General features: G+C 66.5%; 11 protein-coding genes. 5 read left to right on the top strand and 6 right to left on the bottom strand.

Annotated elements, in window-relative coordinates; all coding sequences use genetic code 11:
• On the bottom strand, window positions 1–333 hold a 333-nt coding region (locus tag K6I34_RS19435; RefSeq protein ID WP_229327570.1), incomplete at its 3' end, for an ATP-binding cassette domain-containing protein.
• Window positions 334–483: 150 nt separating this feature from the next.
• Window positions 484–2,595, bottom strand: a complete 2,112-nt coding sequence (locus K6I34_RS19440) for a Xaa-Pro dipeptidyl-peptidase (RefSeq protein ID WP_374230966.1) — start codon at window positions 2,593–2,595, stop codon at window positions 484–486.
• 81 nt (window positions 2,596–2,676) lie between these two features.
• Here K6I34_RS19440 and K6I34_RS19445 point away from each other — a divergent pair, with 81 nt between their 5' ends.
• From K6I34_RS19445 to K6I34_RS19460, 5 genes are all read left to right on the top strand, one after another.
• Complete coding sequence (locus tag K6I34_RS19445; RefSeq protein ID WP_229327571.1) at window positions 2,677–4,206, top strand: M1 family metallopeptidase; 1,530 nt, start codon at window positions 2,677–2,679, stop codon at window positions 4,204–4,206.
• Between the two features lie 135 nt (window positions 4,207–4,341).
• On the top strand, window positions 4,342–5,100 hold the full coding sequence (locus K6I34_RS19450) for a MerR family transcriptional regulator (protein ID WP_229327572.1): 759 nt from the start codon (window positions 4,342–4,344) through the stop codon (window positions 5,098–5,100).
• Between the two features lie 437 nt (window positions 5,101–5,537).
• Window positions 5,538–5,753: an IS3 family transposase gene (locus tag K6I34_RS38920; RefSeq protein ID WP_374230967.1), complete on the top strand. Its 216-nt coding sequence runs from the start codon at window positions 5,538–5,540 to the stop codon at window positions 5,751–5,753.
• A 31-nt stretch (window positions 5,754–5,784) separates the two neighbouring features.
• Window positions 5,785–6,593 (top strand): IS5 family transposase gene (locus K6I34_RS19455; RefSeq protein WP_229327573.1). Its coding sequence is split into 2 segments (ribosomal slippage): window positions 5,785–6,102 and window positions 6,105–6,593, totalling 807 coding nucleotides; the frame shifts between segments, so codons are not numbered across the junction.
• Between the two features lie 175 nt (window positions 6,594–6,768).
• Window positions 6,769–9,051 (top strand): tetratricopeptide repeat protein, encoded by a 2,283-nt coding sequence (locus K6I34_RS19460; protein ID WP_229327574.1) that lies wholly within the window; start codon window positions 6,769–6,771, stop codon window positions 9,049–9,051.
• 554 nt (window positions 9,052–9,605) lie between these two features.
• Here K6I34_RS19460 and K6I34_RS19465 read toward each other — a convergent pair.
• From K6I34_RS19465 to K6I34_RS19480, 4 genes are all read right to left on the bottom strand, one after another.
• Window positions 9,606–10,271, bottom strand: coding sequence for a bifunctional 2-polyprenyl-6-hydroxyphenol methylase/3-demethylubiquinol 3-O-methyltransferase UbiG (locus K6I34_RS19465; RefSeq protein WP_229327575.1), 666 nt, complete (start codon window positions 10,269–10,271; stop codon window positions 9,606–9,608).
• An 84-nt stretch (window positions 10,272–10,355) separates the two neighbouring features.
• Window positions 10,356–10,838 carry a hypothetical protein gene (locus K6I34_RS19470; protein WP_229327576.1) on the bottom strand — a complete coding sequence of 161 codons (483 nt, stop codon included), beginning with the start codon at window positions 10,836–10,838 and terminating at the stop codon, window positions 10,356–10,358.
• 607 nt (window positions 10,839–11,445) lie between these two features.
• Entirely contained in the window at window positions 11,446–11,706 is a 261-nt protein-coding gene (locus tag K6I34_RS19475; RefSeq protein WP_229327577.1) for a hypothetical protein, read from the bottom strand.
• A gap of 64 nt (window positions 11,707–11,770) precedes the next feature.
• A complete protein-coding gene (locus K6I34_RS19480) occupies window positions 11,771–12,001 on the bottom strand; it encodes a hypothetical protein (protein WP_229327578.1) in 231 nt (76 codons plus the stop codon).
• Window positions 12,002–12,169 lie beyond the last annotated feature (168 nt).

The raw sequence follows: 12,169 nt of genomic DNA on the forward strand, positions 1-12,169 counted from the left end.
CTCCACGAGGGCCTGGGTGGCGGCGTCGAGCGCGGCCTGGGCGGCGGCGACGCCGGTGCGGCGGGCCAGGAAGCCGCGCACGGTCTCCCCGGGGCGGCGCTCGGGCTCCTGGGGCAGGTGGCCGACGGTCGCGGTGGGCGGGCTGAGCCGGACACCGCCCTCCTGGGGCGCGGCCAGGCCGGCGAGCAGCCTGAGCAGCGTCGACTTGCCCGCGCCGTTCGCGCCGACCAGGCCGATGACGTCACCGGGCGCGACGACGAGGTCGAGCCCGGAGAAGAGGGTGCGGTCGCCGTGACCGGCGGCGAGGTCCTTGGCGACGAGGGTGGCGCTCATGATGAGGCGACTGTAACCGCTGCGGCACCGAGCCCACTAACAGTTTTTCCTGTGCGTGACCTGTGCAACGCGCGGAATCCCGCCACAGAGGGCGGGATTCCGCGAACATCCGATGATTATGCCCTGGTAATGACCAGATTAGGCCATGCTTCAGGCGTTTCCGGACGGTATGCGGGAAGGGACGGGCGGCCGCAGGCCGTGCGGCGGGGTGCCCGCGCGCGGCACGGGCGGGTGGCCGCCCGCGGTGGCACGGGCGAACGCCTGCCACCCGCCGACGAGCGGCAGCTCGGCGCGGCTGCGGCTGAGGTCCACGGCCAGCCGCGGGGTGGTGGCCGCGGGCACGATGAGCCCGGCGTCCGTGCCCGCGACGATCAGGGCCAGCCGGTGCCCGGCCGGGACGACGTGGTCGGTGGCGGCGAGGTCGAGGGTGATGGCGTACGGCTTTCCGGGGGTGAGCGGGCGGCCCGTGGCGCCCGCGTAGTGGCCGAGGTCGGCCCAGCCGCGGCTGAAGACCGTGTACCCGACCTGCTCGGTGTCGGCCTCGGTGTTCTTGAAGCACCCGGTGTCCCCGGTGGTGCCGAGGCCCCAGCAGCTGCTGTCGGTCAGGGTGGTGATGCCCTCGCCGTCGGCGGCGTAGTTCCGGATGCCGGCGGGACCGAGGTCCACGAGGACGGCGGAGAGGTGGGCGGAGCCGGTCGACGGGGTGACGGTGACGCTCACCCGGGAGGAGCCCGACAGCCGCAGGTCGCGGGTGAGCGGGCCGGTGGTGAACCCGGCCTTGTCCGGGGTGGCCTGGTCGATGTGGGCCGACCAGTCGCTCTCGTCGTGCTTGGGGTCGTCGGTGAACGCGGCGGTGGTACCGGCCGGGGCGGGCCTCAGCCCCAGCGTGCCGACGCCGGGCACGGCTCCGGCGGCAGGGCGGAGCGCCGTGGTCCGGGTGCCGCTCGGCGGCCAGACGCGGTCGGTGGACCACTGGTCGGGCGCGCGCTCGATGTCGGCCATCGGCTCGCGCTCGACGCCGTTGTCGTAGCCGAGGAGGTAGTGGTCGAACCAGCGGTGCAGGGTGGGCACCCACGTGGCGCGGCGGAAGTCGAAGGGGTCGACGTGCCCGGCCTGCGACAGCCAGATCTTCCGCTCCACGCCGTTGCGGGCGAGCGCGTCCCACCACTGGCCGAAGTGCTTGGTGCGGACGTTGAGGTCCTGCGTGCCGTGGACGACGAAGACGCTGGCGCGCACCTTGGCGGCGTCCTTGACGTAGTCGCGCTCGGTCCACAGCGGGGTCCAGTCGCCGTTGCGCGGGGCGCCCTCGACGAGCGCGCGCTGCTGCGCCTGGCAGTGCGCCCGCGCGTCGGGGCTCTCGACGGCGCTCGCGAGCCCGTCGGGCCCGCCGTCGTAGAGGGCGGCGCCCTTGGCGAAGTAGTAGTCGTACCAGGAGCTGATGCCCCCGATCGGGACGATGGTCCTCAGGCCCCTGACCCCGGTGGCGGCGACGGCGTTGGCGATGGTGCCGTCGTAGCTCTTGCCGATCATTCCGACGGCGCCGTTCGTCCAGTCGGCCCGGACCGCCGTGGTGCCCGTACGGCTGCTCCAGCCGCGGGCGCGGCCGTTCAGCCAGTCGACGACGGCTTTCGCCGACTGCACGTCGGACCGGCCGCCGATGTCGACACAGCCGTCGGAACGGTTGGTTCCGGCGAGGTCGACCAGGACCACCGCATAGCCGCGCGGGACGAAGTAGTTGTCGTAGAACAGGGGGAACTGCACAGGGCGGCCCTGCGCGTCATAGGTCTTCTTCTGGCTCTCGTTGCCGCGCCCGCAGCAGGAGTAGTACGGGCTGGCATCCATGATCACCGGCACCCGGCGGCCCTGTTCGGCCGCTTCGCGGGGCCGGATGATGTCGACGGCGACGCGGTCGGGCCTGCCGTTCGCGTCGCCGTCGGTCCCGGTGTCCACCCATACGGACTCGCGCACCGCGCGGTCGTAGGAGTAGACGGGTCTGCTCTCTCTGTTTGCCGCGGCGCCGGTGGCGGCGGTGGCGCCGGTCGCCGCCCCCGCCGGTACGGCGAAGACCGCCAACAGGGCGGCCACGGCCGCCAGTACGAGCGCTGTCCAGGGTATGCGGGTGTCGTCCCGCAGGCGTGTACGCACGCGCGGACCGTAGCGCGGGGTGACACGCGTGCAGAAGGGTCCGCGACGAGGCTCACGAGGTGGCCGGAAACCCTCTCGCGTGACAGGCGCATGACGATCACATGTCGGCCGCCCCATGGACATACCCGGCCGCACAGTGAGTTCATAGGCTTTCGCATGTCCGAGTGATCGTTCGCCTCCTACGAGTTGGAGTGTCCCGTGCGCAAGAGACTCATCGTTCCGAGCGCGGCCGCAGCCTGCCTCCTGCTGGCGATTCCGGCCTCGGCCGCCGACGCCACGCCGGGCGCCCCGGGGGTCGGGGACTCCTACTACCCGTACTCCGGCAACGGCGGCTACCACGTCTCGCACTACGACCTGCGGCTCAAGTACCAGCCGAAGACGGACGAGCTGGAGGGCACGGCGACCCTGCTCGCCACCACCACCCAGGACTTGTCCCGCTTCAACCTGGACTTCCTGCTCGACGTCAAGGAAGTGCTGGTCGACGGCAAGAAGGCCACGTTCGCCAGGTCCGGCGCGCACGAGCTGGAGATCACCCCGTCCGCCGCCCTGCCCAAGGGCAAGGACGTCACCGTCGTCGTGCGCTACAGCGGCACCCCCTCCCAGGCGAAGGTCGACGGCTTCTCCGCCTGGAACCGCACCCCGGACGGCGCGGTGGTGGCCCAGGAGCCGGACTCGGCGATCTGGTGGTTCCCGAGCAACGACCACCCGACGGACAAGGCCACGTTCGACATCTCGGTAGCCGTCCCGGACGGCTACCAGACCGTCAGCAACGGCGTGCTCGCCTCCCAGACCTCCAAGCTCGGCTGGACGCGCTACAACTGGCGCTCCACCAAGCCTCAGGCCACCTATCTGACGACGCTGGCCGTCGGCAAGTTCGACATCACCACCGGCACCACGGCCAACGGCCTCCCCGTCCTCAACGCCTACAGCAAGGACCTCGGCGACAACGCCACCTCCGTCCGCGCGAGCGTCGAGCGCTCCTCCGAGGTCATCGACTGGGAGAGCACGCTCTTCGGCCCGTACCCCTTCACCGCGGTCGGCGGCTACGTGCCCAACGTCAAGACGGGCTACGCGCTGGAGACCCAGACCCGGCCGTACTACAGCCCCTCGTCCTTCTCGAACGGCGCGAACGTCTCACTGATCGTCCACGAGCTCGCGCACCAGTGGTTCGGCGACAGCGTCTCGGTGAAGGACTGGAAGAACATCTGGATCAACGAGGGCTTCGCCACCTACGCCCAGTGGCTGTGGTCGGAGAAGGAGGGCGAGGGCACCGCCCAGGAACTCGCCGACTACGTCTACAACGGCTACGACGCGGACGACTCCTTCTGGAAGGTGAAGCCGGGCGACCCGGGCGCGGACAAGCAGTTCGACCGGGCCGTCTACAACCGGGGCGCCGTCGCGCTCCAGGCCCTGCGCAACGAGGTCGGTGACAAGACCTTCTTCACGATCCTCCAGCGGTGGACGGCCGAGAACAAGTACGGCAACGCCTCGGTGCAGGACTTCGTGGCGTTCGCCGAGAAGGTCTCCGGCAAGCCGCTGGCCAGGCTCTTCGACACCTGGCTGTTCCAGACCGCGAAGCCCGCCACGCCGCCGTCGCCGCCGTCGTCCGCGGCCAAGGGGGCCAAGGCCGGCAAGCCGCGCACCTCGCTCACGGCGGACAAGCCGAAGGAGCCGAAGTCCTGGAAGAAGATCCAGGAGGCGCAGGCGGCCCACGTCAATCGCCACTGATCGCTGATCGCTGAATCGCGGGGCCCGGTGCGTCACGGCACCGGGCCCCGCGGCACGTTTCGAACACTTCCGGTGGTACAGCAATACTGTTGGACCCACCGGGGTGCGGAGCGGAGAACGAGGGGGCGGCACACGATGACCACACGGGCGGAGGAAAACGGTACCGGTACCGGTCTCACTGTCGACGAACTGGCGGCACGGGCCGGGGTGACCGTGCGGACCGTACGGTTCTACAGCACCCGCGGACTGCTCCCGCCACCCGAGATCGGCCCGCGCCGGGTCGGCCGCTACGGCGCCGGGCACCTGTCGCGGCTGGCCCTGATCGAGGAACTCCAGCACCAGGGCCTCACCCTGGCCGCGATCGAACGCTACCTGCGCCGCCTCCCGGAGGACCTCAGCCCGCACGACCTGGCCATCCACCGCGCGGTGGTGTCCTCCTGGACCCCCGACGAGCCGGAGGAGACGACGCTTGCCGAACTGGAGCGCCGGGCGGGGCGCCCCCTCTCCGAGGACGACCTGGACCGCCTCACGGCGATGGGCGCCCTGACGCGCCCGTCCCCCGACGCCGCGCTCCACGTCGACCCGGGCCTCCTCTCCCTGGGCCTCCAGCTCCTGGACGTCCCCTGGCCCCCGGAAACCCTCGTGGCGGCCCGCACGATCCTGCTACGGCACGCCCGCGCGACGGCCCGCGAACTCACCCGCCTCTTCCACGACGAGGCGGACGCGCCGGACGTGGCGGCGATGAAGTCGCTCTCGGCCCATATGCAGCCCCTGGTAGTCCAGGCCCTGGTCACGGCGTTTCAGAGGTCGTTGAAGGAGGAGCTGCGGGAGCTGTACGAGCGGGAGGGGGCGCCGCCGGGAGGGCAGGCAGACATTGGACTTGGTTCACTTTGACGGACATCCCCGATCAAGGGCCTCGGCCCGGAAGGATGCCCACCATGGAGAGCATGGAGAAGAAGCCGCGTCCTCGCTGCTCGTGCACGCCGGGGTGCATGTCCGAGATCGTCGAGCTGTGCCAGCGCGGTGACCGATCGGTCGGGCAGGTCGCCAAGGACTTCGACCTGACGGAGACCGCAGTGCGGTTCCAAAGTCGGCCAGGCCGAGACGATGGAGGTCAGCGGCCCGGGTTAACCAGCACGAAGAAGGAGGAACTCGCCCGCCTGCGCCGGGAGAACCGACGTGCGGGAGGATGCGGAGATCCCCAGGCAGGCCACGGCTTTCTTCACAGTGGAGACCCGGTGAACGTCCACCCGTTCATCAAGGCAGAGAAACAGGCAGGTCACAGCGCCAAACGCTCTTGTGAACTGCAGAGGTCCCCTGTGCCGCCTTCTATGCCTGACATACCGGCACCCCGGGCCCGCGCGGTCCGCGAAGCGGAACCGACCGGGAAGATCACCGAGGTTCACCGGTCCTCGCGCGACGCCTACGGTGCCCCACGCGTCCACGCCGCCCTCAAGCGCGAAGGCACGGCCTGCGGCCGAAGGCGCGTCGCCCGGCTTATAAGAGCTCGTAACAGGATCTTGTTGATCGTGACTGGTCAGCCGTGACGTAGGCGATGTTCCGGCTGTTCGTGATGGTGTGAGGAAGCGGCCGTGGATCGTGGACGACGAACTGTGGGCAGTGATCGAGCCGTTGGTGCCGCCGTGGCCCGAGCGGGCGCCGGGGCCGCGGCCGGTGTCCGACCGGCTGTGCCTGCAGGGCATCCTGTACGTGCTCTATCAGGACATCAGCTGGCAGCTCCTGCCCCTGGAGCTGGGCTTCGGCTCGGGGCAGACCTGCTGGCGGCGGCTGGGCCGCTGGCACGAGGCCGGCGTCTTCGACCGGCTGCACCGCGTCCTGCTCGCGAAACTGCATGCCGCCGACGAACTCGACTGGTCCCGTGCATGTGTGGACGCCTCCCACATCCGCGCGAAAAAAGGGGAGCCGGGACCGGCCCGTCGCCGGTCGACCGCAGGAAAACGGGCAGTAAGCACCACCTGATCTGCGACGGCAAGGGCACCCCGTTCAAGGTCATCACCACCGCGGCCAACGTCAACGACGTCACCCAGACCCTCGCACTCGTCGACGCAGTCCCGCCCGTGGCCGGACGGCCCGGACGCCCACGCAGACGCCCCGACGCGCTGCTGGGAGACAAGGGCTACGACAGCAACCCCAACCGCAAGGAACTGCGCAAGCGCCGCATCCTGCCCGTCATCTCCCGCAAAGGCGCCCCGAACATCGAAGGCCTGGGCAAACTCCGCTACGTCGTCGAGCAGACCTTCGCACTCCTGCACCAGTTCAAGCGCCTGGCCGTCCGCTGGGAACGACGCATCGAACTCCACGACGCCCTCGTCTCCCTGGCCTGCAGCCTCATCTGCTGGCGACGCCTCAACAACCACAAACCATGATCCTGTTACGAGCTCTAAGGGCCTCCAGCCTCACGGGCCGTTACCGCGGGCGACGGCACCGCACCACGGTCCCCGATCCCGATGCGCCCATCCGGCCCGACCTGATATCACGCCAGACCCGTAACCGCAGAAATCTGGGGCCCAACCAGAGTAACCACGTGGATGGTTTAGTAAAATGAACACCGAGTCACATTTTAACGAAATCCGCGATGGTGTCTTTTTTCATGCGGTGATACAAGGCAGAAATATCACAATGCAGCTTCCACGACAGATAAAACCTGCATTGTGGGGCCTGCCACGAAAATCTGCCACATTCACCGGCCGCGACGAAGACGTACAGATCCTACTGAGGCTTTTGAGCCCGGACGGTGATCAGTCGCCTTTACCAGTTGCGGTGGTATCAGGCATGGCGGGGATCGGCAAAACGGAGTTGGCAGTCCAAACCGCCGCACACATTCTTGAGAAAACGGATTGGTTTTCTGGCGGCGCGCTGTTCATAAACCTGCACGGTTACGACAACAGTCGATCCGTGGCCCCCGACCAAGCACTGGCCGGCTTCCTACGATCACTGGGGCTATCGGGCGAACAGATACCTGACACACTGGAGGATCGATCGCGACTGTACCGGTCAATTCTTTCCTCGTACGCCTCCCACGGGCAAAAAGTACTGGTTGTAATCGACAACGCAAGTACAACTGAGCAGGCGGACTCGCTACTACCTGGCGATGGCGCCGGAGGGGTCCTGATCACCTCACGACATTTCCTCGACGTAGGCGCCCGATTGCATGAGCTGGGCGTTCTTGATCAGACAGCGTCAGTCGAACTGATGGATAACGTTCTGCGCCGAGCTCGGGGACCAGAAGACACGCGACTACAGGACGCTCCTCAGCCCGCCAGACAGATCGCTGAAGCCTGCGCAGGGTTACCACTTGCGCTTCGCATCGCTGCTGCCCTCCTTGCTGACTCCCCCACCCGGCCAGCGGCATCCCTCGCTCAAGCGTTAAAGGCTGCACAGACACGCCTGGACCGTCTGTCACGCGAAGAGAAAGCTGTACGAGCCGCCTTCGAGCTTTCCTATCAACGACTACCTGTGAACCAAGCGCGAATCTTCCGACTCCTGCCGCTGAACCCCGGCCCCGACTTGTCCACCCAGGCTACTGCCAGCTTGGTAAACACAGAAGAGCATGACGTGGAGGCAACACTTCTAGACCTGGCCCGCGCCCATCTGATTGAGGCAGGAACAAAATGGGGCCGTTGGCGCATGCACGACTTGATAAGAATATTTGCCGACGAGTGCGGACATTCCCATGCTGGCCGCGATAAACGCGAGGACGCTCAAGAAAATCTCTTCGAGTACTACACGCACATCACTCAGGAAGCAAACAATTTCTTACTTGCGGAGGAAAATACCGCAACATCAAATCTTTTCTCCAGTAACGACCATGCTTGGGAGTGGCTGGAGACAGAGCGTGCAAACCTAGTCGCCGCAACTATCACTGCCCATACCCTCAACTTTCCCGGCGCCACACTACGATTGTGTGCCGCTCTATCTACTTTCCTCGACCAGCAACGCTACTTTGATGACCTGATCGCCGTCACGAGGAGTACTCTTTCTGTCTTCCAAAATGCCAGCGACCATAAAAATGAGTCCGCCGCGCTCTGCAACCTTGGGAATGCCTTGACCCGAGCGGGACGTTTCGAAGAAGCGATCTCCGCTCATTCCCAGAGCCTAGCTATCTCCCAAGAACTGGGGGATAGTCACGGCGAAGGGATAAGCTTGCTGAATCTCGGAACAACCCTCACAAGCATAGGGCAGCCAGAGGAAGCAGTCGATATCCTTAGGCGATCACTGAAAATCTGCCAGGGGACAGACAACGCCAATTACATCGGTGCAGCATTGGCCAGTCTGGGGAATTCCCTAATCGAAGCGGAGCAGCCAAGCGAGGCAGCCGATGCTCTTAGGCAAGCAATTGCTATCTTGCGAGAACTCGACCGCCAGCACGATGTGGGCAAGGCACTAAACAGTCTCGGCATCGCACTGCGCGACATGGGACAGCTAGATGAAGCCATTGGCCTTCACACCGAAGCCGGCAATATTTTTCGACTATTTCGCGATCTCCACGCTGAAGGAGCAACCCTCGGAAATCTGGGGATAGTGTTTCTCGAGATGGGACAGTTCGAGGAAGCTGCTAGGCTCCACAATCGGGACGTGGAAATCTGCCGGGACCTCGAAGATGCTTACGGCGAGGCGCTTGCGCTAAGAAACCTGGGAACTGCTCTACTGAGAGCAGGAAGACTAGAGGAGGCTGTCAACTCCTACTCTCAGGCAGCAATTATCTTCGGCAAACTCAATCTCCCTGACCATCAAGTGACGACGTTGAATGATCGCGCAACCGCTCGCGACAAGATACTGCAACGCTGGAAAGAGAAACCGCGGGACGGCGCACGCGGCAAATAAGCAGCAGGAAACAGGGCATCTGAGCCATGACAGAACGCTGGCACAGATGCCCCGTCCGCAGCTCTCGTACAACGACAGGGGCGCGGCCAAAAAACTGCAGCAACGGTTACGGTTCCTAGCCAACGATGCACCACACGGCTCCATTTAACCGGAGCTCAGCAGTTCTCCCTGTTCGGCTCTCCAGTCCTAATCCATGTCTGGTCCACACACATTGGCCAACAGCGGGAAACTGGCGATCCAAGATGAGATAGGTCCCCTACGAAAGGGGCAACAGAGAGCGCCCCTTTCTAGCCTGCCTTAACGCCGGACTGGCGGAGAGAGTGGGGTTTGAATCTATGGTTACATCGCTGCCACGACGGTTTTCAAGAGCGTTCCCTTAGGTCGCTCGGGCAACTCTCCTTCGCCCCGCCCACCTGCTGCGGAGCGGGGTACAGACTACCGTCTGCCGCTCTCGGACGGGGGTCTGGTCCGCGCCTGGTCCGTGAACTCCGAGACGCCCCGCACCAGCGGCCTGAACGATCAAGGTTCCCATGTACTCAGCGTGAGATCCGAGATCATCCGACGACAGCGGCCCTGACGACCAAGGTCCCGATGTGCCCGGCCGTCGGCGCGTCCAAGACCCGGGCTTCCACCTCGTCGAACCCCGCCCTCGTCAGAAGGCTCTCCCACTTCCGCGGGGTGTAGCTGTACCGGTACGTGTACATGGCCTTCCCCGCGAACCCACCCTTGTACATGCCCTGCGGGCCGTACGCGCCTGGGATGGCCGGGGGCTGTGAGAAAACCAGCGTGCCCCCAGGGTTCAGCCGCTCCGCGATCAGCGGGAACAGCTTGGCCGGGTCCGTGAACCAGACCGCCCCGAAGATCGAATAGATGGCGTCGTAAGTCTCCGTGGTGCCGGTCAGGTGCTCCAGCACCTCGGCGCAGACGAACCGCACGCCCAACGGCCCCCACCGGTCCGTGGTGTGCCCCACCATCACGGGCGACAGATCGACACCGGCCGCCTTCACCCCGCGCTCCGCGAGGTAGGCCAGCGCCCGCCCGGTGCCGCACCCGATCTCCAGGACGGTCGTCGGGTCGCCGAGAAGTTCCGGGCCGGGCCCGTGGTCGGCGTACTGCGTCCAGCGAAAGACAGGCTCGGCGTCGAACACGTCGCCCTTGGTGCTCTGGGCGTAGGTGTCCCACAGTTCGCGTTCCGCGGCGATGTCGTGTTGGGCAGGCAACAGGGCTTCCTCTGTCTCGTGAAGGGTCGTGGCGCTGCCCCCGCCCTGGGCTGAGAGGACGGGGGCAGGCACTCTAGCGCTGGGTCAGTGGCTGTCGGGGACCTTGTTGTCGCACGGTGAACAGTCGGAGGCGTCTGCCTCCCACAGCTCGGCATCGACGTCGAAGCCGTTGCGTCGGATGAGCTCGGCCGTGCGCGTGACCGTGCCGTCGCGACGGCGCTCGATCAGCGGTGCGTGGTGCTTGTACCGCCCGCCGTTGTACTCCTCGCACAGTGCGAAGTAGAGCGGGGTGTCGAGGATGAGCTGGTGCACCCCGATGTCCACGGTGTACCCGACGCCCATGTCCACGCCGGGGTTCTCCATGGCCGTGATCAGGTACGCGATGCCCTGCCCGAGGATGCGTTCGGCGAGGCTGCGAACGGCCACGCTGTCACGCAGCAGGAGACGGACCTCTCGCTCCCACAGGTCGGCCACGCCGACATCCGTCACCAGGTGCGGGACGCGCTCTTGCACCTGGTTGAGGATGATGCGCGGATCGCGGGTCCGCGTCTGAACTGCTGTGCTCATCGTGCCTCTCCTCCTGTCGGAAGATCTCTGCACTTGCTGACCCGGCCGACTGCCGACCGTCAAGCAGACAGCCGGCCGAGGGTTCAGTGGGCCCGCCGTGACCGCAGGAAGGCGAACAGCCGACCCATCTTGCGGTGAGGCTTCCTGTGGCTGTTGCGGTCAGGGCGGGTGTTCGTGGGCGGTGCTGCACCCGATGGGCCCGTGACGGCGGTGACGGGCACGTCCACAGGCCAGACAGCCAGCACGTACCGGCCCGTGTGGTCCGCCGTCGCGAGACTGAACGGAACGCCAGCGCGTAACGCCTCGTAGGCCGCCTGGCGGGCTTCGTCGCTTCTGGCCCATTGCCGCAACACCGTGGGGGCGTCACCGAGGGCGTTGATAGTCGCGCACTCCACACCCCGTAACGCGCCGCACCACGGTGTCTGGGGGTCAGGATCAAGCCCATCCGCAACGCGGACAGCTTGTTGCCGAACCCAACGGATCACTCGGCCCAGGTAGGGCGTCGCCAAGGCACCCAGGACGCTGCGAGCGTTCGCGTCCGTCCCGTACACCGGGCCTTCTGCGATCACCTGGGCCAAGTAGCCGCGGGTCGACGCGTCCTGGGGGCTCACAGGAAACTCCCAGGACGCATCACCCACGGCCGACACAAGACCTGTTCATAGCTGGTGTGCTCGGGCCGCTCCTGGAGGTGCTGGAACGCCCAGCCGCGCGCGTCTTCAAGACCCGCGCACTCCTTGGACTCAGCGCCGCACGGCTTGCCGTCGTCGTCCTCACCCAGGCACCGGAACCTGTGCTTGGTGGGCGGGGCGTCGGGCTCAAGGTCAGGCGTGATCGTCCAGTTGCGGTAAGCGAACTGCGCGCGGGTCACTTCGTCGCTCCCGTGTTCTGTGAAGTGGGCGGCAGGCTCGGCGGTGCACTCGGCGGGACGGCCATCACGGCAACCTCCGTCTGCGCGCGTTGAGCTTCGCCGCCTCCGCCCGTACGTGTTCGTAGGTGCCCGCCGGCGCGACGCTCCCGGGCTCGGCCTCCCACTCGCCGCCGCTACCCGGAGCGCGGAGTGTCCACTGACCAGCCGTCGCGCCCCGGAACTCGCCCACGCGGTCCGCGGCGGTGTCATGGAGAAGTTCGCCAATCTCGGGCAAGTTCTCGCGCGCCGTGCTCACGCCTCATCACCGCCGGGCGGCCCGGCCCTCAGTGGGGCTTCACCTTCCTGATCGGCTCGGATGAAGGCGAAATGGCGCGTTCTTCGGTCCCTGACCGTGCTTCCTGGCGGCATGCTCACAGCCAACTCCCATCACCCGTCCGAGTCGGGAGCCTGGGCGGGGGCCAGT

The sequence above is a fragment of the Streptomyces sp. UNOC14_S4 genome (genome assembly GCF_020740835.1).
Classification (GTDB): domain Bacteria; phylum Actinomycetota; class Actinomycetes; order Streptomycetales; family Streptomycetaceae; genus Streptomyces.

What these genes read in the sequence shown, in the direction of transcription:
- K6I34_RS19440 (WP_374230966.1), bottom strand. Translation starts at nt 2,595, where the DNA reads ATGGGGCGGCCGACATGTGATCGTCATGCGCCTGTCACGCGAGAGGGT.
- K6I34_RS19460 (WP_229327574.1), top strand. Translation starts at nt 6,769, where the DNA reads ATGAACACCGAGTCACATTTTAACGAAATCCGCGATGGTGTCTTTTTT.
- K6I34_RS19470 (WP_229327576.1), bottom strand. Translation starts at nt 10,838, where the DNA reads ATGAGCACAGCAGTTCAGACGCGGACCCGCGATCCGCGCATCATCCTC.
- K6I34_RS19450 (WP_229327572.1), top strand. Translation starts at nt 4,342, where the DNA reads ATGACCACACGGGCGGAGGAAAACGGTACCGGTACCGGTCTCACTGTC.
- K6I34_RS38920 (WP_374230967.1), top strand. Translation starts at nt 5,538, where the DNA reads ATGCCTGACATACCGGCACCCCGGGCCCGCGCGGTCCGCGAAGCGGAA.